At 63.0% G+C, this 21,913-nt stretch carries 23 protein-coding genes; 14 read left to right on the forward strand and 9 right to left on the reverse strand.

The window, feature by feature from the left end; genetic code table 11:
* Window positions 1–131: 131 nt before the first annotated feature.
* The 3 genes from GRS80_RS07045 to GRS80_RS07055 all read left to right on the forward strand — a co-directional run bounded on the left by GRS80_RS07045 (window position 132) and on the right by GRS80_RS07055 (window position 1,956).
* A complete protein-coding gene (locus tag GRS80_RS07045) occupies window positions 132–1,211 on the forward strand; it encodes a trypsin-like peptidase domain-containing protein (protein ID WP_160046924.1) in 1,080 nt (359 codons plus the stop codon).
* 134 nt (window positions 1,212–1,345) lie between these two features.
* Complete coding sequence (locus GRS80_RS07050) at window positions 1,346–1,519, forward strand: protein translocase SEC61 complex subunit gamma (RefSeq protein ID WP_149080399.1); 174 nt, start codon at window positions 1,346–1,348, stop codon at window positions 1,517–1,519.
* On the forward strand, window positions 1,519–1,956 hold the full coding sequence (locus GRS80_RS07055; RefSeq protein ID WP_149080398.1) for a transcription elongation factor Spt5: 438 nt from the start codon (window positions 1,519–1,521) through the stop codon (window positions 1,954–1,956). The genes GRS80_RS07050 and GRS80_RS07055 overlap by 1 nt, the downstream gene beginning before the upstream one ends.
* 74 nt (window positions 1,957–2,030) lie before the next feature.
* Here GRS80_RS07055 and GRS80_RS07060 read toward each other — a convergent pair whose 3' ends face one another.
* Window positions 2,031–2,318, reverse strand: coding sequence for a hypothetical protein (locus tag GRS80_RS07060; protein WP_149080397.1), 288 nt, complete (start codon window positions 2,316–2,318; stop codon window positions 2,031–2,033).
* Between the two features lie 123 nt (window positions 2,319–2,441).
* Here GRS80_RS07060 and GRS80_RS07065 point away from each other — a divergent pair, with 123 nt between their 5' ends.
* A complete protein-coding gene (locus tag GRS80_RS07065; protein WP_343161482.1) occupies window positions 2,442–3,206 on the forward strand; it encodes a PHP-associated domain-containing protein in 765 nt (254 codons plus the stop codon).
* Here the strand turns inward: GRS80_RS07065 and GRS80_RS20340 are convergent.
* The 4 genes from GRS80_RS20340 to GRS80_RS07080 all read right to left on the reverse strand — a co-directional run bounded on the left by GRS80_RS20340 (window position 3,200) and on the right by GRS80_RS07080 (window position 6,116).
* Window positions 3,200–3,352, reverse strand: a complete 153-nt coding sequence (locus GRS80_RS20340; protein ID WP_200840340.1) for a hypothetical protein — start codon at window positions 3,350–3,352, stop codon at window positions 3,200–3,202. The two genes, GRS80_RS07065 and GRS80_RS20340, sit on opposite strands and share 7 nt — an antisense overlap.
* A 69-nt stretch (window positions 3,353–3,421) precedes the next feature.
* Entirely contained in the window at window positions 3,422–3,874 is a 453-nt protein-coding gene (locus tag GRS80_RS07070; RefSeq protein ID WP_160046926.1) for a Mut7-C RNAse domain-containing protein, read from the reverse strand.
* A 32-nt stretch (window positions 3,875–3,906) separates the two neighbouring features.
* Window positions 3,907–5,676 carry a DNA polymerase/3'-5' exonuclease PolX gene (gene polX, locus GRS80_RS07075; protein WP_160046927.1) on the reverse strand — a complete coding sequence of 590 codons (1,770 nt, stop codon included), beginning with the start codon at window positions 5,674–5,676 and terminating at the stop codon, window positions 3,907–3,909.
* Window positions 5,676–6,116 carry a DUF5788 family protein gene (locus tag GRS80_RS07080; protein WP_343161483.1) on the reverse strand — a complete coding sequence of 147 codons (441 nt, stop codon included), beginning with the start codon at window positions 6,114–6,116 and terminating at the stop codon, window positions 5,676–5,678. Before GRS80_RS07080 ends, polX begins: the two co-directional genes overlap by 1 nt.
* 329 nt (window positions 6,117–6,445) lie before the next feature.
* Between GRS80_RS07080 and GRS80_RS20345 the strand changes: the two genes are divergently transcribed.
* The 3 genes from GRS80_RS20345 to GRS80_RS07095 all read left to right on the forward strand — a co-directional run bounded on the left by GRS80_RS20345 (window position 6,446) and on the right by GRS80_RS07095 (window position 9,235).
* Window positions 6,446–6,718 (forward strand): SIS domain-containing protein, encoded by a 273-nt coding sequence (locus GRS80_RS20345; protein ID WP_200840343.1) that lies wholly within the window; start codon window positions 6,446–6,448, stop codon window positions 6,716–6,718.
* 107 nt (window positions 6,719–6,825) lie between these two features.
* Window positions 6,826–8,040 (forward strand): UbiA family prenyltransferase, encoded by a 1,215-nt coding sequence (locus GRS80_RS07090; protein WP_160046929.1) that lies wholly within the window; start codon window positions 6,826–6,828, stop codon window positions 8,038–8,040.
* A gap of 124 nt (window positions 8,041–8,164) precedes the next feature.
* Window positions 8,165–9,235: a quinone-dependent dihydroorotate dehydrogenase gene (locus GRS80_RS07095; RefSeq protein WP_160046930.1), complete on the forward strand. Its 1,071-nt coding sequence runs from the start codon at window positions 8,165–8,167 to the stop codon at window positions 9,233–9,235.
* A gap of 30 nt (window positions 9,236–9,265) precedes the next feature.
* Here GRS80_RS07095 and GRS80_RS07100 read toward each other — a convergent pair whose 3' ends face one another.
* Together GRS80_RS07100 and GRS80_RS07105 are read right to left on the reverse strand one after the other, a co-directional pair.
* Entirely contained in the window at window positions 9,266–10,879 is a 1,614-nt protein-coding gene (locus GRS80_RS07100) for a hypothetical protein (RefSeq protein WP_160046931.1), read from the reverse strand.
* A gap of 2 nt (window positions 10,880–10,881) precedes the next feature.
* Complete coding sequence (locus GRS80_RS07105) at window positions 10,882–11,652, reverse strand: ABC transporter ATP-binding protein (protein WP_160046932.1); 771 nt, start codon at window positions 11,650–11,652, stop codon at window positions 10,882–10,884.
* Window positions 11,653–12,137: 485 nt separating this feature from the next.
* Between GRS80_RS07105 and GRS80_RS07110 the strand changes: the two genes are divergently transcribed.
* The 3 genes from GRS80_RS07110 to GRS80_RS07120 are packed head-to-tail and all read left to right on the forward strand — an operon-like array spanning window position 12,138 to window position 14,123.
* Window positions 12,138–12,737: a hypothetical protein gene (locus tag GRS80_RS07110; protein ID WP_160046933.1), complete on the forward strand. Its 600-nt coding sequence runs from the start codon at window positions 12,138–12,140 to the stop codon at window positions 12,735–12,737.
* Window positions 12,734–13,297 (forward strand): signal peptidase I, encoded by a 564-nt coding sequence (locus GRS80_RS07115; protein WP_160047000.1) that lies wholly within the window; start codon window positions 12,734–12,736, stop codon window positions 13,295–13,297. Before GRS80_RS07110 ends, GRS80_RS07115 begins: the two co-directional genes overlap by 4 nt.
* Before the next feature lie 37 nt (window positions 13,298–13,334).
* On the forward strand, window positions 13,335–14,123 hold the full coding sequence (locus GRS80_RS07120) for a hypothetical protein (protein WP_160046934.1): 789 nt from the start codon (window positions 13,335–13,337) through the stop codon (window positions 14,121–14,123).
* A 122-nt stretch (window positions 14,124–14,245) separates the two neighbouring features.
* On the opposite strand, the gene GRS80_RS07125 is transcribed toward GRS80_RS07120, so the two are convergent.
* Window positions 14,246–15,514: a SipW-dependent-type signal peptide-containing protein gene (locus GRS80_RS07125; RefSeq protein WP_160046935.1), complete on the reverse strand. Its 1,269-nt coding sequence runs from the start codon at window positions 15,512–15,514 to the stop codon at window positions 14,246–14,248.
* Between the two features lie 628 nt (window positions 15,515–16,142).
* Between GRS80_RS07125 and GRS80_RS07130 the strand changes: the two genes are divergently transcribed.
* The 4 genes from GRS80_RS07130 (at window position 16,143) to GRS80_RS07145 (ending at window position 21,049) form a co-directional block, all read left to right on the forward strand.
* Window positions 16,143–17,123, forward strand: a complete 981-nt coding sequence (locus GRS80_RS07130) for an NAD-dependent epimerase/dehydratase family protein (protein ID WP_160046936.1) — start codon at window positions 16,143–16,145, stop codon at window positions 17,121–17,123.
* A 194-nt stretch (window positions 17,124–17,317) separates the two neighbouring features.
* Window positions 17,318–17,671 carry a hypothetical protein gene (locus GRS80_RS07135; RefSeq protein WP_149080384.1) on the forward strand — a complete coding sequence of 118 codons (354 nt, stop codon included), beginning with the start codon at window positions 17,318–17,320 and terminating at the stop codon, window positions 17,669–17,671.
* A gap of 360 nt (window positions 17,672–18,031) precedes the next feature.
* Window positions 18,032–18,526 (forward strand): hypothetical protein, encoded by a 495-nt coding sequence (locus GRS80_RS07140; RefSeq protein WP_160046937.1) that lies wholly within the window; start codon window positions 18,032–18,034, stop codon window positions 18,524–18,526.
* Window positions 18,527–18,670: 144 nt separating this feature from the next.
* Complete coding sequence (locus GRS80_RS07145) at window positions 18,671–21,049, forward strand: hypothetical protein (protein ID WP_160046938.1); 2,379 nt, start codon at window positions 18,671–18,673, stop codon at window positions 21,047–21,049.
* Window positions 21,050–21,239: 190 nt separating this feature from the next.
* Here the strand turns inward: GRS80_RS07145 and GRS80_RS07150 are convergent, their stop codons facing one another.
* Entirely contained in the window at window positions 21,240–21,743 is a 504-nt protein-coding gene (locus GRS80_RS07150; RefSeq protein ID WP_160046939.1) for an ArsR family transcriptional regulator, read from the reverse strand.
* Between the last annotated feature and the right edge of the window lie 170 nt (window positions 21,744–21,913).

Raw genomic sequence — 21,913 nt, forward strand, 5'->3', positions numbered from 1 at the left:
TTCCCGGCGACCGACCGAGAACCACCACGATGCGGTGCCGTCCGCCCCAGAACGTCGTGGGGACACGCGGCCTGGTCGTCGCGTCTCGCCGGAGTGGATGTTTTATGGTTCTCGTCGGGGTGGATCTCGGCATGTCGCCAGACCGATCCCCGTGCGGTCGTCGTCGATTTCTCGAAGTGGGGTCCGGAATCGCCGCGCTGGTCGCCACGGGCCACTCCGCAGTCGCGAGCAACGCGACACAGGACGAAGACCAGCCCGACGAAGCGGACTACGCGAGCATCTACGAGGAGAGCATCGGCGACGTCGTACTCGTCACCGTCCCCGGAGACGAGGGGACCCCCGGCGGCCTCGGTTCGGGGTTCGTCCTCGAGGAGGGGGACGTCGTCACGAACCACCACGTCGTCGCCGGGACCGACGAGGTCGAGTTACAGTTCACCGACGAGGCGTGGCGAACTGGGGAAGTCGTCGGCTCAGACGTCCACAGCGACCTCGCCGTCGTGTCCGTCGACGACGTTCCCGACGTCGCCACGGGACTCACGCTCTCCGACGACGACCCGGTAGTCGGCCAGGAGGTGCTCGCGCTCGGAAATCCCCTCGGACTCGACGCCTCGATCTCACAGGGGATCGTCAGCGGCATCGACCGGTCGCTGCCGAGCCCGACCGGATTCGCGATCCCCGCGGCGATCCAGACCGATGCGCCGGTCAATCCAGGTAACAGCGGCGGCCCGCTGATCTCCCTCGAGGGCGACGTGCTGGGGGTCGTCTTCGCGGGTGCCGGCCAGACGATCGGCTTCGCCATCGCCGCCCGTCTCGCGAACCGTGTGGTCCCCGCCCTGGCGAGCGAGGGAGAGTACGAACACCCGTACATAGGTGTCGGCGTCGATCCCGTCGGCCCGCAGGTCGCCGAGGCGAACGACCTCGAGGAGGCAGGCGGCGTGCAGGTAACCGAGGTCGTTCCGAACGCGCCCGCCGACGGCGTCCTCGAGCCGGCGGCCGAGACGACGACCATAGACGGCGAACTCGTTCGTACCGGTGGCGACGTGATCTTGGCCATCGGCGATCGGGAGATTCCGAACCAGGATCTGCTCTCGTCGACGCTCGCACTCGAGACGTCGCCCGGTGAAACGATCGAGATAGAGATCGTCCGCGACGGCGAACCGGGAACGGTCGAGTTGACACTCGCTTCGCGACCGGACGTCGACGCCCCCTGAAATTCCAGATGGGAGAGTCCGTTGTGGGCGTTCGGTGGCCTCGATCTGCGTTTCCCCTTCAGCCGACTGTGACCAACGGCGCTCGGCAGGACACGAAAGACAGATAAAAGGTGCCGGGCTGTGAATAGACATATATGGACGTTCCGTACGACCTCACCTCGTACGTTCGGGTGTTGAAAATGGCGACGACACCCACGACTGAGGAGTTCCTTCAGGTATCGAAAATAGCCGGTGCAGGCATCCTACTCGTCGGATTTATTGGTTTCGTCATCGGCGGAATCATGCTCCTGTTGACCGGTGGTCTCTGATGGGGATCTACGCGGTCAAGACGACAGCGAGTCAGGAACAAACCGTCGCGGACATGATCATCAACCGTGAGGAGGCCGAGATCCACGCCGCGCTCGCGCCCGACTCGCTGACGTCGTACGTGATGGTCGAAGCCGACGACAACGCCGTCTTGGAGCGCGTACTCGAGGAGATTCCCCACGCACGAAGCATCGTTCCCGGCGAGTCCGACATCTCGGAGGTCGAACACTTCCTCTCGCCGAAGCCGGACGTCGAGGGGATCGCCGAGGGTGACATCGTCGAGCTCATCGCCGGACCGTTCAAAGGTGAGAAGGCCCAGGTCCAGCGCATCGACGAGGGCAAAGATCAGGTGACGGTCGAACTGTACGAGGCGACGGTGCCGATTCCGGTGACGGTGCGAGGCGATCAGATTCGAGTCCTCGACAGCGACGAACGGTAGTTCCTCGACTCGAGTGGGCGACACACCGTGGTCGCAACCGATTCCGACGAGCGGTAGCGAGTTCCAACCCGCCGTTATCGGGTTAGTTCGTTCGCGATTAGCTCCATATCTGCGACCTCCTCGATCTCCTCGAGGAGTTCCTCGCGTTTGCGGACGTCCTCGGAATCAGCGCCGTAAGCGCGGACGTACTCCGCGCGGCTGTGTTCGTTGAACGTGTGGCGAAGCGCGAGGTAGCCGTCCGGAACGATCGTTCCACACACTTTACACTCCGGACGCTCGTGCTCGGTCGCCTGATGGATCACTGCCGATTCGACGTCCTCGAACACCGCACCACAGCCGTCGATTCCGCATTCCCAGGCCATTGAATGTTCGTAATCGATTGTCAGACCTCTTGGTTTTTTCGCAGTATCCCGTCGCTGGTTTGGGTTCCGAACGACCGTCGTCGAATCAGAATTCATAACTCGACCGTCCCGAAAGGGGCTCTCGTGAACGACGGCGGAGTCACTCGCGTGGACTGTCACGTCAAGGTACTCGACGACGCGATCGTCGAGCGAGCCACGCGCGTCGGTCTCGACGTCGTCGTCTACGCGCCACACTTCACCCGTCTTCCCGACATCAGAGAGCGTGCCGCCGCCTACTCGAGCGACGAGTTGTTGGTCGTCCCCGGCCGCGAGGTGTTTACCGGCCCCTGGCACGATCGCAAACACGTCCTCGCGCTCGGCCTCGAGGAGCCTGTTCCGGATTTCATCCCGCTGGAGACGGCGATGGCGGAGTTCGAACGCCAGGACGCGACGGTACTCGTCCCCCATCCGGAGTTCGCGACGGTAAGTCTCACGGGTGCGGACGTCAGACACTACGCCGAGACGATCGACGCGGTGGAGGTGTTCAACCCGAAACACCTCCCGTGGCACAACCGTCGGGCACGCGAACTCGCGGACGAACTCGCCCACCCGCCGTTTACGTCGTCGTACGCCCACCTCCCAGACACCGTCGGGGTCGCCCACACCGTCTTCGAGTCGGCGATCGACACCGAGGCGGACCTGCTCGAGGCGTTCGAGGCGGAGATCGCTCGGCGGATCGTCTACAAAAACGGCCTACAGCGCGTACGAACGACGGCGCGCGAACTCACACACCTCTGTTACGAAAACACCTGGAAGAAGGCCGATCGGCTCTTTCTGTCGGGGCTCGAGCCGACTCACCCGAGACACATCGCCTACGACGGTCGGTTCGACGACGTCGCGATCTACTGATCCTCGAGGGCATCGGCGATCCGCTCGAGTTGGATGCCGACGTAACACAGCGCCTGCGTCTGCATGATCGCGGGGTCGTCGCTCCACTCGTTCGTGATGTACGCCGCCTGTTTTCCGGCTCGGTCGAGATGGTCGTCGTCGGACATCGGTCCTGCTTCCACGTCGAAACGTGAAACGATTCGGGGTCGCTCGGAAACGGGCCCGCGACCGTCCCACTACCGAGTGTCGACGGTCGAGAGCGTTTCCCCGACCCGGTCCCAGTGGCTCCCGCGCCAGAAGTGTTGACCGCAGGCTCGACACCGCCAAACTGCCGTCTCCGCGGGATCGGGAGCGTACGTCGGTGTCGACGCCGATTCGTCGATCGGCTCGAGCGACCCGTTGCACCGACCACACCGTTCGGGCTCGTCGGGAAGCGTGAGATCGACGCCGACGGCCGCGAGTTCGGCGAGTTGGCCCTCGAGGTCGCGGGACTCGAGGAGAATCGACCGCTCGGCGCGGTTCGAACACGCAACGTCACGCGTGACAACCGTCCGGCCCTCCTCGCGGGCGACTGCGAGCAGGTCGTCGTCGGCCTCGAGGCCGCGGTCACCGGCGTAGGCCGTATCGTGGGTACACATCCGCAGGTACGAGACGAGGCCACCGCACATGACGTCGAGGAGGAGTTGCATGGGTTCGGAATCGAATCGGTATGCGGGAGGTATTACTCGAGGAACGCCCGAAGCTCCTCGAGTTCCCAGGTGTTGATCACGTCAGCGGGCTCGGCCCAGCCCCGTCGTGCCGTGTGGACTCCCCAGCGGAGGTACTCAAGCGTTGAGGGGTGGTGGGCGTCGGTGTTGACGGCGATCGGTGCACCTTCCTCGATTGCGGCCTGGACGGCGCTGCCCCAGAGATCGAGCCGTCGTGGGTTGCTGTTGATCTCCAGGGCGGTGTCGTGGTCGGCCGCGGCCCGTGCGATGGCCGTCGCGTCGAACTCGAGGCCCGACCGTTCGTTGAGCAGTCGGCCGCTCGGGTGGCCGAGGATATCGACGGCCGGGTTCTCGATGGCGCGGACGAGTCGCTGGGTGGCCGTCTCGGCGTCCTGGTCGAGGGCGCTGTGAGGCGAGGCGACGACGAGGTCGAGGGCGTCGATCACCGCACTCGAGAGTCCGATCTCCCCCTCCGCGTCGACGTTTGCCTCGATTCCCGCGAACACCGCGATCTCGCTCGCCGCGTCGACCTCACGGATCGCTTCGACCTGCTCTAAGATCTCGGTGTCGGAGAGACCCATCCCCCCGACGACGCCGGGGCCCTCGGCGTGGTCGGCGACGGCGTAGTACTCGTACCCTCGGCGCTTGGCTTCGGCGACCATCGCCTCGACCGTGGTGTTGCCGTCGGACCACTCGGTGTGGGTGTGGAGGTCGCCGCGGACGTCCTCGCGGGTGAGGAGATCCGGGAGTTCGCCGGCTTCGGCAGCGTCGATCTCGCCGCGGTCCTCTCGGAGTTCCGGCGGAATCCACGGCAATCCGAGCGCCTCGTACATCCCCGCTTCCGTCGGGCCGGCGACCCGCTCCCCGACGCGCTGTCTTCCGTCGGTTTCCTCGTCAGCTTCCTCGTCGCCGACCGCGCTCACGTCGAAGGCACCGTACTCGTTTAGCTTCATCTCGCGGTCGATCGCGTAGTTTCGAAGGCCGACGTTGTGGTCTTTGCTCCCCGTAAAGTACTGGAGCGCGGAGCCGAACTCCTCGGGGACGACGACGCGAAGGTCGACGCGGATCTCGCCGACGCGGACGCTGGCCTTCGTGGGACCCGACTCGATCTCGCCGTCGACAGAATCCCAGTCGACGAACGCGTCGACGACCTCCTCGCCGGCTTCGGTTCCCACCAGCACGTCGACGTCGCCGATCGTCTCGCGCCACCGACGGATCGACCCCGCAACCTCACACCGGTCGACCGCCTCGATCGAGTCGAGGTACGCGAGGACGTCGTCGGCGAGGGGCCGGCCCTCCCCGAGGAGGTAGCGCTGGCCGATCTGGCGGGCGAACTCGAGGTTGTCGCGGATGTTCTCCTCCGTTTTGGGGCCGAAGCCTTTGACCGCCTGGATCTCGCCGGCGTCGGCCGCCGTCTCGAGGTCGTCGAGGGTCTCGACGCCAAGTTCGCGATAGAGTTTGCCGGCGGTCTTCGGGCCGACGCCCTCGACGCGGGTGATGTCGGCGATGTCGATCGGGAGGTCGGCACGGAGCTCCTCGAGTTCCTCGATGGTGCCGGTCTCGACGTACTCGACGATCTTCGAGGCGATTGCGTCGCCGACGCCGTCGATCTCCTCGAGCGTCTCGCGGTCGCCGTCGGCGACGTAGTCGGCTACCGGCGAGGGATGGGCGCGGACGTTCTCCGCCGCGCGGCGGTACGCTCGGGGTTTGTACTCGACGTCGTCGGCCTCGAGGAGGTCGGCGAACTCCTCGAAGCGGCCGGCGATCTCCGCGTTCGTCGCCATCAGCGTCCCCTCCGGGCGCTGGCGTCGTCCTCGCGGCCCAGCGCCTTCTTGAGAAAGGACATCCAGCGTTTCGTGTCGGCGGCCTGCTTGGCCTGCTGTTCGCGCTCTAGGTCGGTCGGGCCGAGGCTCTCTAAGGCGTTCAGCGCGCGGTCGATCCCGATGACGCTCCGGGCGAGTTCCTCGCCTTCCTCGCGGCTGATGTCGCCGTTCTCGATCCGCTCGAGCCGGTCGGTCCGCTCGCGTCGGAGGTTGCGTTTGGCCTGCTCGACGCGCTCGCGTTCGCCCGCAGGAACCGTCTCGCGACGTTTGATCTCGAAGACGAACGTCCGGAGATCGATCTCCTCACCCTGGACTGCGATCGTCTCCGGGATCTCCGCGCCGACGGTCGCCCCGTCGCGCTCGACGCGCTCGAGCAGTTGTTTGCGCTCGTACTCTTGCACGGGCGTTCGTTGGAGCCAATCGGGCAAAAGTGTGGTCGTGAAGTTCGCCCATGTTTGCGACGATCGCCCCGATCACGTCCCGTTGGTCCGGTATCAATGGGCCATACGATTCCTCGAGCGGGTGCTGGACGCGCTGGTCGAGGCGAGGATTACGTCTATCGTCCTCGTCATGGGATACAAACGAACGGACGTCCAGTCGTGTTCGGACACCGTTACTGGGACATTCCGATTACGTACGCCGCCGAGGAAACCAGCTCGGAACCGGCCACGCCGTACCGGCGGCAGAGTCGTCCGTCGGCATCGGCTTTCTCGCCGTCAACGGCGATCAGATGATCGATCGCCGGCAGGTTCGCGACGTTCTCGAGACATACGACGCGCACGATTCGGTCGCACTCGAGGGAGCGCTCGAGATGAAGGAGATCACGTACGCACACACCGAGGGCTTCCCGGCGGGCAAACTGAAACACGGTCCGCTCGCGCTGGTGACCGATCGACAAGCCGCGGAATCTGGCCAAGAGCGTTACCGTCGAGTGAGACGGTCTGCTATCGGTCAACTCCGGCACAACTACGGCGATTGGTCCGACCGCCCCGATCCGCAATAGCTATCCGTCGACCGGGGGATACGGACGACTGTACAGCAGTTCCGAAGCGCCGAGAGATCGATTCCGGCCGCTTCAGCGGACGGAAACAGGACGTTCAGGCCGATCCGATGAGTTCGTTCGAGACGATTACCCCCGCCGCCAGCACGCCCTCGATCCCAGTCGAGCAGTGGTTTCTGTTCGCTATCACGCTCGCGATCCTCGGAACGTTGCTGGTTCGATTGCTCCGCGCGACGACGTTTACAACCGACACCGACCGCTACCAGTACGTCATCGTCGGTGCAGTCTGGCTCGTCGCCACCGGGGCCTACGTCCTCATCGACGTTCCCGGCGCGATCGCCGAACTCTCCGCCCTCGAGGCGCTTCCAGACGTCGCGGTGACGATCGTCGCCTGGCTTCCGTTCCCCGTCGGACTGTGGATCGCAACCGTCGGGACCGACCTCGGTAACGTCGCAGTCCACGAGGACCGGTCGGCACACCCGATCCGAACCAGAGTCTACAGACGGGCGCGGTACCTCGCACTCGGCATCGCCCTTCTGTCGGCCGTCGTCGCGACCATCTACGTGCTCGTCGCCACGCTCGGCGTTCTCGGCGGCGCACTCGTCGGCATCGCCGTCTTCGTCCTCGGTTCGGAGTGGGTCGAACCACACTCGCTCGCCCAGTCCGGAACCCTCCGGGAGCCGACCGAGAACGAGCGACGGCGCCTCGAGACCCTGCTCGCGGACGCGCCGGAGGTCGAAGTTCCGATTCTCGTCTACGAGAACCCCGATTGGACAGGCCTGGGGGTGCTCTCGGTCGGACTGCCTCGCCGGCGTCGGCTGGTCGTCGCCGCTGAACTGCTCGCGGACGAGCCCCTCGCCGAAGGGCTTCTCGCGATACAGGCAGCCCGTCTTGAGTCGGGCGTCCACGATCGACGCCTCCTCGCGGAGATCCTCCGCCTGCAAGCGCTCGTGGGTGGCGTCGTGGTCGCGGTTCCGCTCGCCTCCCCGACCGTAGAACTCGAGCCGCTGGTCGCCGTGGTCGTCGGCATCGTCGGCGTGTTGTGGGGTCTCGACCGGTGGGTTCGGGCAGGGCTGTACGACGCGGACGAGCGCTCGGCACGGGCACTCGAACCCGAGAAGATCGCTGACGCCGTCGAGCGCACCGCGAACCGACTCGAACTCCCACGCCGACGCACCCGGATCGGCGAACACGTCCACCTGGCACCGTCGATCAACGACCGCCTCGAGCGGCTTCGCGGGCTCGAGGCCGGAGATGACTCGAACCAGTTCGGGAGTGACGACGAGCCCCCGGTCGGGAACGCGGGCGACCGCCACGAGCCGTAGACGGGAGATTGGACGCCTCGAGAGTTCCCGCTTCGGCGCGACGATGATGCGGTTCGCGGAGGCGTGAGGGCGGCGCCGACGCGCTCCGGGACGTTTACCTTCGGCGCGTTCACATCTTCCCGCAATGACGCTGTACTCGCGGGTCCGTCCGCTCGCGTTCACGCTCCCACCCGAGCGAGCCCACGCGCTCGGGAAGCAAGCGCTCAGGGCGGTCCAGTCGACGTATCCGACCCGTGCCGCGGTTTCCTACGCCTACCAGTACGACCACCCGGCACTCGAGGTCGACGCCTTCGGAACCCGGTTTCCAAACCCAGTTGGCGTCGCGGCCGGCTTCGACAAGAACGCCGAGGTGACTCACGCGCTCGAGTCGCTCGGGTTCGGATTCGTCGAGATCGGAACGGTGACGCCGTACGCCCAGACGGGCAACGACCGACCACGGCTGTTCCGGCTCAGGGAGGACCGAGGAATGATCAACCGCCTGGGCTTTAACGGTCACGGGATGGAAGCCATCAAGTCCCGCCTCGAGCGCGACGGCGTCCCCGACGTTCCCCTCGGCGTCAACGTCGGCAAGATGAACACCTCGAGCGAGGCAGAAGCGATCGAGGACTACCGGCGGGTCTTCGATCGTCTCTCACCCTTCGCCGACTACGTCGTCGTGAACGTCTCCTGTCCGAACACGCCCGAGACGTTCGACGAATCTTCGCCCGAACAGCTACGGACGATCCTCGAGACGCTCGAGGCTGATAACGAGGCGGAGAAACCGATTCTGGTGAAAGTTGGACCGGACTCGCCCGACGAGTCGGTCCGCGAACTCGTCGACATCGTCCGCGAATTCGACGTCGACGGCATCGTCGCGACGAACACGACGACCGAACGCGAGGGTCTCGAGTCGCCGAATCGCGAGGAGCAGGGCGGGCTGAGCGGCGAACCGCTCGCAGATCGATCGACCGAACTCGTCCGAACGCTCGCGGAGTACACCGACGGCGAACTCCCGATCGTCGGTGTCGGCGGCGTCGACTCCGCCGAGCGCGCCTACGAGAAGGTCCGCGCCGGCGCGTCGCTCGTCCAGCTCTACACCGGCTTCGTCTACGAAGGACCCTCGACCGCGAAACGAATCAACCGGGGGTTGGTCGAGTTGCTCCAGCGCGACGGTTTCTCGTCGGTCGAAGAGGCCGTCGGTGCCGGCCTCGAGTGAGCACGGAGACTCGAGAACGGTCCAGTGCGATCAGTTTACGTGATACGATTCGACGGTACGGATCGCGTACCGAGCCGAGAGCGCGCCGACCGGGAGCGCGATTGCGGCGGTCACCACCGTTCCGGCCGCCGCCACGAGCGCGTGTGACGTGCCCAGGAGTGACGCGATTCCGCCACCGAAAAGCACGCTGTGGCCGGCGAGCATCGGAACGGCGACCACGCAGAGAACGACAGAGAACACACCGAACGCGACGACGCTCGGAACGACCGCACGAGTACTCCGGGAGACGTTGACCGCCTCGAACTTGGGGAAGATCGCCCCGATCCCCGTCGCGATCGGCCCGGCACAGGCGACGAGTACAGCGGTACCGAGCGTCAGCGAGACGGCCGTTCCGATTGCGTGCGGACTGAGCAGGGACAGGACGAGCGTCGCGGGGACGGCGACCGGCGCGACGAGCGCTGCCCCGGCAAACGCGTGTCCGATCACGACCGCCCGGCCGGGCTCTCCGCTCAACAGCGTCGTCGGAAGGACCGCACCCTCGTTACCGACGACGTTCAGCGAGAAGAGCGCCCCGGTGATCCAGGCGCTACAGAGTGCGACCCACAGCGGAAACGAACTCCCGACCGTCCCGGTTCGAAAGACAGTCAGAACCGGGTTAACCAGGAATATCAACGGATAGAGCACGAACGAGAGGGTTATCGGCGCCCGCCTCGCCCGTTTCCAGTCGACCCAGACGACGCCAACGGCCGGCCGTGGAACGACCGCCGCGAGACGCGATTCCGCCGTCGATGAATCCGCCGTCGACTCCACCTCGTGTTCGACGTGGACCCCATCCGCGTACCAGAGCAACTCCGCGAGTCGCGGGAGGGCAAACGCACAGACCAGCAAGAAGACGCCACTCGAGACGACGGCACCCGCCGCCCGACCCAGTGAGACGTCAGACGCCGTCCCGACGAGTGCCAGCTCGCCGTACCAGCCGACAGGCGTCGGCTCGAGCAGCCAGAACAGCGGGTCGAGGACGGCCGCGAAGTTCTGCGTGAAGATGAGCGCGAAGTACACGAGACCGATCAGGATGAACACGACTGTTCGGAGCCGAGTGAGCAGTCTCGATCGGACGCCAGCGTTCCGAACGGCGAGGGCGACGAGGTGTCCGGCCGCGAGCGCGGTCGAGAGCGCGATGACGAGTGCGCCGAACGAAAACGGGAGCGCCACCACGGAACGGGCTCCGGCGGCGAACGCGATCGACGCGAGGGCGCTGTAGACGACCGCCGGAATCCCCCAGAGGAGTACCTCGGAGTAGACAAGCCCGCCGAGAAACTCCCGGTGGGAGACGGTCGTCAGCATGCCGTCGAGTCGGTCGGGTCGAAGCGCCGTCGAGTAGGCTCGATAGCCGCCGAAGCCGACGGCGAACAGCCAGGTGTAGACGAGGACGAGCCGCCCCCACGACCCTGGCGACTCGAGCGAGCCCGACGCGATGCTGTCGCCGAAGAAGAACGCGCCAGCCAGGCCGGCGAGTGCCATCGGGACGAAGAAGATCCCAACGAACAGGAGTGCAACGAGCTGGGTGGGGTTCTCCTGTACTGCACGCCACTGGCGCCGGAGTTCGGTTCGGCCGATCGCGTGGATGTGACTCGACGACACCATGGTCACTCGGCCGGCCGCGCCTGGTGGGTGCCGTGGTCGGTCGTCACCGTCAGGAAGACGTCCTCGAGCGTCGAGTCGGCCTCACTTTCGACCTGGTCCGTCAACGCCTCCGGACTCCCTTCGGTGACGATCTCGCCGTCGAAGAGAACGCCGACGGTGTCGGCGAGTTCCTCGACGACGGGAAGGATGTGCGTCGAGAGGAAGATCGTGTGACCATCCTCGGCCATCTCCGCGATCGCATCGATGACCGTCCGGGCCGCACGCGGATCGAGCCCACTCGTCGGTTCGTCCAGAAAGACGACCTCCGGTTCGTGCAACAGCGCCTGGACGAGCCCGACCTTCTGTCGCATCCCCTTCGAGTAGTCGTCGATCCGCTTGCCGGCGTCCTCGGCCAGCCCAAAGCGCTCGAGCCAGGCCTCGATCCGGGCGTTCGCCCGTTCGGCGGGAATGTCACGAAGCCGCGCGACGTACTCGAGTTGTTCCCAGCCGGTGAGTTCCTCGAAGACGGGGGGGTCCTCGGGAAGGTAGCCGATCGATCCGCGGACGGCGTCGCGGTCAGTGATGGGATTGCCGACGATCCACGCCTCGCCGGAAGTCGGCCGCGTCAGCGTCGTTAGCATCCGCATCGTCGTCGTCTTTCCGGCCCCGTTCGGGCCGAGAAAGCCGTAGACCGTTCCGCGGTCGACGGCAAGGTCGACGCCGTCGACGGCGACGTCGCTCCCGAAGCGTTTGGTCAGTCCGTCTGCCTCGATCGCGAACGGAGAGGAGGGCATTCGTCCCCCGATTCGTGACCGATACACACTAATGTTTGGTTATCCGACACGGGTCGAAGACGCCGACCCGCGAGTCCGACCGGGCCACGGACCCCGTCGAGTGGGGAGGCGGCAGGGAAATTGCTCGAACGCGACTACGACGCCCACGATCGTCGAACGCGACGCCTCCAATGCGCTGGCGTCGTTGGCTTCGTTCTACTCGCTCAGCAGGTTCGACTCTGAACCGAATTGCCCCCAGTCTCGAACCCAACTGGACCGATACCGGTCGCGTTAGGCGTATCCTTCCGTGAATCAGCGAGCTCTATACACTCCTCAAGCGATTCGTGTCGTGAGCGATGAGTTACCACGTCGACCATAACTAACAACAGCTAATGTATCGTATCGGACATGGGCGGTACACCGAGATCGATCAGCGGCACAGACGTCAGTGTGATCGTGTGCGAACATCCTCGAGGGGAGGGTAATTCTAACGGGGGAGCGAGGGTATGACGGCGACGAACTCGCCACCCGAGTCCGAGGTGCCAGAACGGACACCGAAGCTGTCACAGGACGTTGCCTTCGAGTTGCTGAGCTGTCGCAGACGCCGGTACGTGATTCACTGTCTCAAGCAACGATCCGGACCCGTCGAATTCCGCGAACTCGTCACTCGAGTTGCAGCGTGGGAGAACGACGTTCCACCGTCGGCGGTGACGTACGAAGAGCGCATGCGCGTCTATACGGCACTGCGCCAGTCGCACCTACCCAAACTCGACGACGGTGGCGTCGTTTCCTACGATTCCGATCGGGGTACGGTCGCCCTAACCGAGGCTGCGTCCGAACTCGAGGTCTACCTCGAGGTCGTACCGCACGACGACATCCGGTGGAGTACGTACTACGCCGGATTGGGCTGTCTCTGTACGGGTTTCGTGCTGGCGTTGTGGGCGGGAATTCCACTGTTTTCCGCAATTCCGCCACTGGCCGGCACCACGCTCGTGACGGCGGTGTTTACGGTGTCCGCGGTGTTTCACACCCGTCACGACAGTCGGATCCGACTCGATTCGGATGGGCCGACGACGGACGCAGACGGAGGGGTACCGTGGCGATGAGGGCGTCGGTCAGATACGGACTCACGATCGGTACCGTCACCGTGCTGGTGGTCTTCCTGGCGCTCGTCGGGATGGTCGCCGCGCCCGGACTCGTCGGCGGTGACGACGCGTTCATCGTCACCTCCGACAGCATGAGCCCGACGCTCGAGGCAGGCGACGTCGTCGTGACACGGGCAGTCCCCGCCGACCAAATCGAGTCCGGCGACATCGTGACGGTCCACGATGGGAGTGATGACGACACCGGGTACGTCACCCATCGGGTCGTCGACGTCCGCGAGGTAGAGGGCGAGCGCGCCCTCGAGTTACAGGGGGATGCCAACGAGGAACCCGACGAGGGGCTCGTTCCGGACGAGTACGTCACTGGAACCCTCCACCTCCACGTTCCGTATCTGGGACACGTACTGTTGTTCGCACGCTCTGGACCCGGGCTGTTTACGCTCGTGATCGCGCCTGGTCTGTTGTTGCTCGCCTCCGGAAGCCTGCAGTTACTTCGCGAGTTCAGGGGCGTCTCGAGTAGCGAACGATCGGGGGCTGCCGACGACCGGCGTGGTGAGACGTGATCGGACCAGTCCCGGATCGCCGTCGTGGTGGTGAGTCGTGACGCGAGACACAGCCGTTCGAGTGACGTTCGTACTCGGGGTGGCGATCGCCCTCGCGTCGTTCGGAACGGTCGCCGGGAGCCTCTCTACGGCCCCGACCGCCAGCTACGCGTCGAGTCACGGCACGTTCGAGGACAACCGGATCGAAGCCGGCGCGTGGGGGATCGAACTCGACGTCGACGACGATCGGATCGTCGTGACTGACGCCGGGCCAAACGGCACGCTCTCGGTCGCGCCGACGGTGACGAACGACGGCAGACAGTCCCAGTCCGTGACGGTATCGCTCGAAGTCGCCAAGAGCACCGTAGAGGAGACGATCGAACTCGAGGGCGGCGAGCGCGCTCGAATCACACTCGTGATCGAGGGGATCGATCTCGATCCAGGCGAACACGCGTACGTGGTCGCTGCCGAGAACCAGGCCGTCGAGGGAACAGTAGTCGTCGACGACGCCGGGGCAGATGCGGAGGAGGATGAAGAGAAGGATGGAGATGCAGACGGGGAGGATGAAGAGGAGAATGGAGATGCAGACGGGGAGGATGAAGAGGAGAATGGAGATGCAGACGGGGAGGATGAAGAGGAGAATGGAGATGCGAACGGGAACGAGGACGGGGACGGGCTCGACGAGACGGCAGCCGAGAGCGATGGACGCGAAGAAACTGCCGGCGAGAACGGGGCTGACGCGTCCGCGGAAGATGCCGACGTCGGCGCGGACACCCGTGAGGCTGCGGACGGTTCCGCCGGACACGGCGACGGTGAATCAGACAACACTCACCTTGATCGTGACTGACAACGGTGAAAAATCGCAACGAGAGACGGTACGGCTGAGCCGCATTGTCGTCCGTTCACATCCTGGCTCGACGTTCTACCATCGACGAACGGTTGATACGGCTTGCTCTCCGTATGAGCGGATCAACTATTGGATCCGTTTGCCCACGGAGAGGTCGGATCGTCGTTGTGGCGGCGCTGTTCGGTGTGAAACTGCAGGTCAAAACCCAGTGACTGTCCCTGGATTCCGTTTCCTGCCTCCATCGGCAGACACCACTTGAACGCGACGAACTGGGTTGGCGAAGGCGGGAAATAGTCCGGCTTGGAGGTCTTATTAGACGCCCGACAGTACGAGAAGGTGAAGTTACTGAGACCCGCTTGCTGACCACCAGGGTTGGTCGGTGCCGTCGTCGTATCGGTGTGAGCGCACCCGTCGTAGTTCCGGACGGTCCGTCTCGAGCCACCCCCCATCTCGAGTCGGCAGATTCCGTAGTCGCTTCGTTCGTCCCACTCGAAGCCGATTACCTCGTCGTCAGACTTCCGAAGCACCTCCTCGAGTTGGATCTCGATCGTTCGGTCGCCGTCCTCGAACGTCAGAATGTCGCCGTCCTGAAGATCGTCAAGACTGGATCGGTCGCTTACCTCGTCGACGTTCCCGTCGTCGATCTTCTCGAGCGCGACGCAGGTTCCCTCGTCATTTTCACCGTGATTTCCGTTGTGGCCGTACTTGGTCCCCTCCAGGCTGCCGTCGAGCAGGATGCCGTCATCGAGCGCCTCGAGAACGTCCCTAAGAGAGCCCGAGACGATGATCTGGTCACCGTCAGAGAGTTCGTTGTCACCGTCCAGATCGTACCACAGAGTGGCGTCGGCCGCGTCGACGAAGTGGTCTTCCTCGCCCGCCGGCACGTCTTCGACGTCGGCACCCATCCAGATCCAGCCCGGATTGTCACAGAGGTGGAGGCTGAACGTCGTTTCCCAGCAGTCCCCGGGTTTGATGTCGTCGAGATCGATCAGCGTGTTCTGATCGCCGAAGTCGTAGTCGTCGTCGAGCGCGCAGTACTCGAGGACGTCGTCGTCGAAGTTCCGCGATCCGTTCTGCGTATAGGTGTAGAACGGTCCGTCGACTTCGATATCGTCGTCGAGAACTCGCTTTTCACCGATCGATTGCTCGCCGTCGCCCTCGTCGTCCGGGTGGGCGTTGACGAACTCCCACTCGTCGGTCGGGCCGAGGTAGTGTTGTTGCCAGTCGAGTTTGAGGTCGAGTTCACCGGTTACCAGCTGGTTGTCCTCGAACTCGACGTCGTCGCTGAACATCGCGTTCGTACCGGCACCGACGAGTGCGGCGCCGATGCCGACGGTACCGAGTCCTGCGAGTACGTTGCGTCTGGAGATCGAATTGCGTTCGTCAGACATGATCGGTCACCTCCCGCGCGGAGGGTCACTCGACGGAGTCGAAACGCCCGCCGCGACGCGAGTCATCACAACCGATCCCCCGAACAGGAGTATATATACACAGCCAGGGGAGATCCTAGAACGAGCCTCGTTCCAGGGGCCACACTCCTAGACGGAGCCTGGTCTCGCGTACTGACTACCCATCCCGTGGTTTGTGGTCGGTAACCGTCGACTGATACGGATTGCTGTAACGATTTACCGGCGAAACCGCGACCAGTCTGCGGTTTCGCCGGTGATGACTGACAGTAAACCGTATGATACGGACCGCTACGAGTCGGTGGCGGTCGAGCGCAGACCGGCGAGCGATCGACAGCAACCAGTCGTCGGAAACCGTATCTGTTTACTGCAGTGTTGGAACGCCACTGTGGCAAACCGGCAGCTCCCGTCGGTCGACGACCGCCGCCGTGACATTCCCGAGGGACATCGATACCGCTTCTATTGGATTTCGAAGAGGACTGCCGAAAACCCGAATCGCACCGTCGAGTGCTCCTGGGACGCTCGCTTCGTCTCCCCGCTGACGTGGAGTAGGAGCCGGTTACGACGCGCTAAGGATTCCATACTAAACGGATTCCGGATACTCGAGCCAACAATGGGATCGCCAGCGATTCGCGACAGCACGGTACTCGTAACCGGCGGTGCAGGGTTCGTCGGCAGTCACCTCGTCGACGCCCTCCTCCCGCACAACGAGGTTCGCGTCCTCGACGACTTCTCGAACGGTCGCCGGGAGTACGTCCCCGACGACGCGACGGTGATCGAAGGCGACGTCGGCGACGAGGACGTCCTCGCGCGAGCGATGGACGACGTCGATCTCGTCTTCCACCAGGCGGCGATCGTCAGTGTCACCGAGAGCGTCGACGATCCACAGCGGAGTCACGAGACGAACCTCGAAGCGAGTCTCGAACTCCTCGAGCGAGCACGTCGGGAGGATGCCCGGGTCGTCGTCGCCTCGAGCGCTGCGATCTACGGCCATCCGGACGAATTACCGGTAACTGAGTCTGCGTCGACGGATCCGACCTCACCCTACGGCGTCCAGAAACTCGCAGTCGACCAGTACGCGCGACTCTACGCCGATCTGTACGATCTGGCGACGGTGACGTTGCGCTACTTCAACGTCTACGGACCCCGACAACAGGGCCCATACAGCGGGGTCATCTCCATGTTTCTCGATCAGGCGCGCGCGGGAGAGCCGATAACCGTCGAGGGCGACGGATCACAGACACGTGATTTCGTCCACGTCAGCGACGTCGTCCGGGCGAACCTCCGTGCGGCGACGACGGAGACGGTGGGCAGAGCGTACAACGTCGGAACTGGTGAACGAACGGCGATCCGGACGCTCGCCGAGACGGTTCGAAACGTCGTCGACTCGTCCTCGCCGATCGTCCACCGTGATCCGCGTCCCGGCGACGTCAGACACAGTCGTGCCGACATCTCGAAGGCGCGACGCGAACTCGACTTCGAGGCACGTGTCGGGCTCGAGACGGGGCTTCGAGCGCTCGCAAACGAAACGGAACTGGCGGCTTCGACCGACTCCACCGGACCGGTTGCCGACCACGCACCGGATGGCTCCTGATCGTGCTTGGGTTCGGGTTGCTCCGACGCGTAACTGGGCATAAGTTCCGGCAACCGTTACGGAAGCACTGACGCATTTCGCTCGACGCAGTCGGCTTCGACTCACGGCCGGATCGACGTTCGACGCGTTGAAATACCGTACTGGTTCCTGTAGGTGAGAGATAACTATCGGTATCAGGCGGCCTACCCAAGAGTATGATCGACAGCCTCATTGTGTTCGTCGTCAGCCTCCTGATTGGCGCACTCGGAATATTCGTCGGAGCGAAAGTGATCGTCGACGCGGAGGACTACACCTACGCGGCCATCACCGCGTTGATCGGTGCAATCGTCTGGGGCCTCGTCGGGTTCTTCTTCGGATGGATCCCGTTGCTTGGGCCACTTCTCGTGTTCGTTGCCTACCTCGCAGTGGTCAACGCACGATACCCAGGCGGCTGGGTCGACGCCGCTGCGATCACGATCGTCGCCTGGCTCTCGGTACTCGTCGTCCTGTACGTTCTCGCGCTCGTCGGCGTAACGGGCTTCGATGCAGTCGGCGTCCCCGGGGTGTGAATTGAGCTCGTCCAGACACTTATGCCGTCCCGAACGGATCGCGGTTACGACGGAACTGGGACAGAGTCCGTATCGACAGCAGCTGACACTATCGGACAACAGTCAGTGACGATTTACGATCCTCCGTTCGGTCGAAAACCTGCGACTCGTTTTGTCCGACAATGTGAGAATGCGCTCGAGAACCGAGTGATAAGACGACGAGAGCGCAGTCTCCACGGCGTTACTCATTGAATTCCCGGACTGTTCATTAGGTATGATATATAGATAAAACAAAAGAGCAGATGGTCAATAATAACTACTTAGGAGGTGGCCACCGATCGTACCGTATCGAGTGACTGCATTCGAACACGTGTAGACGATATGACTGTTCATTCCAGTGGACGGATAGCTTCGAACCCGTTCACCACGACACTGGCCGATTCGGTTCTCTACGTGCTCGAGACCGGGCAGTGGTTCGCGATCGGGACCCTCGCCCCGCTCGTGGCCGGAGGGGAATCACATCTCGCGGCGATAGTCGGGATCGTGGCACTCGCAGTGTTCGGCGGCGCACTCGTTGTTCGGAACCGTCTCGAGAGTCGCCAGTCCGTGACGGGAGTCGGTGACTCCAACCGTGAGGAGTTCATGACCGATCGGGAGAGAGTTCAGCAACTCGTCAGTGAAAACGGTGGTCGGATGAAGCAGTCGAAGATCGTCGACTCGGTCGACTGGTCTAAAGCGAAGGTTAGTCGGCTGCTGGCGGAGCTCGAAGAGGACGGTCGGATAACGAAACTCCGTCTGGGTCGGGAGAACCTCGTCTGTTTGCCGGACAACGAGCCGACCGCTTCGAAGTCGCCGGAACAGCCAAAAAACGAGTGATCGGTCACACGCCTAACCACACATTTCCCGGTATCCCTCTCACGCGGAATCGACCGCCTGATGCATAGTGATCTGTTTCTCGGCGAAATTGATGTGCCGGTTTATGCGGTGATAGAGCGTTGATCCGCTGCCTTCACGGCAACTATGAACGCACGCAAAAAGCTACTCGTAGTACTCACTGTGCTAATGATGGTCGGCTCGACGGGGGCGATGGCCGTGGGAGCGCCCGCGGCGCTCGACGAGCACGACACTGACGCCAGTGACGAAGAACTCGCGGATGGCGAATCGTGGACAGTAACGATCGAACACGCGGACATATACGTCGTACACGACGTCGATGATATTCCGGACGAGGATGAACTCGACGACGATAACGACGTCGATGACGACGCCGTCGACGACAACGACGATGGTGTCGACGATAACGGCGTCAATGATAACGACGCTGATGACGACGCCGTCGACGACAACAACGATGGTGTCGACGACAACGCCGTCGACATCGGCGAGTACGCAGAGTACACCGCAGTCGGAATGAGTGACGTCAGCCTCGACGTCACAATCGAGCAGGCCACTGTTACGACGATTGGAGACGACGTCGATCACGACGAGAACGATCTCGATGACGATGACAATGGCGTCGACGACGAGAACAACGACATCGATGACGACACTGTCGACGAAAACGACATCGATGATCACACGGACGTTTCGATCGATCAGGCGACCGCGTTCGTCGTGCTCGAGGACGGCCTCATGCAGGACGAGCACGCCGACGACGAAGCCGACGATAACGGCGTCGACGACGAGAACGACCTCGAGGACGACGACGAGATGGACGTCACTGCCGAGCAGGCTACGATCTTCGTCGTCGCAGATGGCCTCGAGGACGACGAACTCGACGACGATGACGACCTCGCAAACGATGACAACGGCGTCGACGACGATGCCGATGACAACGATGTCGACGACGCCGATGACAACGATGTCGACGATGCCGAGGACAACGAGAACGACCTCGAGGACGACGAGCGTCAGGTGACGATCAATCAGGCGACGATTTTCGTCGTCCAGCATCTCGACGACGTGCCGGACGAGGAAATGCCGGCTGACGACGAGAACGACCTCGAAGACGACAACGGTGTCGACGATAACGACAACGGTGTCGACGATAACGCCGTCGACGACAACGACGAGCACGAGCAGGAAACCTACGAGGACCTGCGACTCGAGGTAACCATCGAACAGGCGAACGTCTTCCTCCTGATCGAACTTCCGGACGAACCCGTCCTAGAGGAGCCGGTCGAGGAGGAGCCTGAAGAAGAGCCGGTTGAAGAAGAACCCGAAGACCCAGTCGAAGAGGAAGAACCGATCGAGGAGGGGCCTGAAGAAGAGCCGGTTGAAGAAGAACCCGAAGACCCAGTCGAAGAGGAAGAACCGGTCGAAGAAGAGCCTGAAGAAGAACCGGTTGAAGAAGAACCGGCTGAGTCGTTCACCGTTGACTCGCTCGACGCACCGGAATCAGCGGAAGTCGGTGAAACGATCACCGTAACGGCCACGGTCACCAACCCTGGTGACGACGAAGCGACGCAAGACGTACAGTTCCGACTCGAGGGTGACCTCGTCGAAGCACAAGAGGTAACACTCGACGCCGGTGAGACCGACGACGTCGTCTTCGACGTCGAGACTGACGAACTCGAGGCTGGAGAGTACATCCACATGGTACTCACCGACGAGTTCGGTGAAGTGGCGATCCTCGAACTCACCGACGAACCCGAGGAGGAACCGGTTGAGGAAGAACCCGAAGAACCGGTCGAAGAAGAGCCTGAGGAAGAACCAGTCGAAGAGGAACCCGAAGAACCAGTCGAGGAGGAAGAACCGGTTGAGGAAGAACCTGAGGAAGAGCCGGTCGATGAGGAACCTGTCGAAGACGAACCACAGCCCGCACAAGTGACGTTCGAAGACCAGGCCTCCGACGGCGAGACGGTCGTCGTCGACGAGGTCACGATGGCAAGCGGCGGGTTCGTGGTGATCCACGACAGCAGCCTCCTCGTTGGAGAGGTCGTCGGAAGCGTCATCGGTGCCTCGGAGTACCTCGAGGAAGGAACCCACGAGAACGTCGAAATCACGCTCGACGAACCACTCGAGGAAGATGAGACGCTGATCGCGATGGCTCACCGCGACACCAACAACAACCAGGAGTTCGACTTCGTCGAATCTGACGGCGCTGACGACGGTCCGTACGAGGTTGCCGGTGAACCGGTGACCGACGACGCGGTCGTCACCGTCGACGGCGAATCGAACGAGGAGCTTGCGAACAACGAGCAGTCAGCGAACACCGAACACGCCGATAATCAGAACGTCAACAACAAGGACGCTGACGACAAGCACGTTGACGACAAGCACGTTGACGACAAACACGTCGACGACAAGGATGCTGACGACAAACACGCTGACGACAAGGACGACGACAAGGGAATCGTCGATAAAACCGCCAAGCCGATGATCAACGCCCCCGCCTGATCAGCCACCAGTCCAACGGACGGAGCGTAAACGGATTTTCTTGTCGGAGTTTCCGTCGTTCTTCTCGGCACTCACCTCGTACGATCTACCGTTCTCCGGTTGATCCTCAGCCTGTGGTTCTACCGGTACAGCAATCCGTATCAGTCGTCGCTCAACTCGCTGACGAAAGATCAGGAGGTGGTAGGCGAACTCAACTCAACAGCCGATAGATGCTACTGGCGGCCACCACGAGTAACACCAGAACGCTCGAGAGGACCGGATCGAGAGTCGAGAGGACCGGAAGATCGAGGCCGGCGAGTGCGATCACGATCAGCCCCAGCAGACAGATCGCGAAATGAAACTGGAGGATCGACGGTCGGTCGTCTTCGTGGCCGTTGATGTAGGTCAGGACGGACTCGAAGTTGCTCCCAGGCTCGATCGTCTTCGCTTCCGAGTCATACTCGATGACGCGGTCCTCCTCGAGTTGCGGGAGGTGGGTCTGCTGTAAGGAGACGTAGACGCTCTTGTACAGGTTGTTCGGAACGGATGACGTATCCGATTCGGTTGCCGCGATCTCCGTTGCGACGTCCGAGACATCGACCTGACTCGATTCCTGTGCGAGAAGCTGGACGATCGCTCGACGGCGGTCGTTACCCAGAATGTGAAAGACGTCGCTTTCCGCCAGCGAATCCGATCTACTCGTCTGGACAGACATCGTCAAGAGGAGCGTGAAACCGCGTTCTCGACAGGCTGTCCGTCATTGACCGTCATACATGGCTTGGATTTCACCGACCATCGACTTTAACCTCCGGTATCTTTTTCAGCCTAAGTGCTATGGAAATATAGTCATTCAACTCGGCGTCTGCACACCAAAACACATCGAGG

Source organism: Natrialba sp. INN-245 (assembly GCF_009807105.1).
In the GTDB taxonomy this organism is placed as follows: Archaea; Halobacteriota; Halobacteria; order Halobacteriales; family Natrialbaceae; genus Natrarchaeobius; species Natrarchaeobius swarupiae.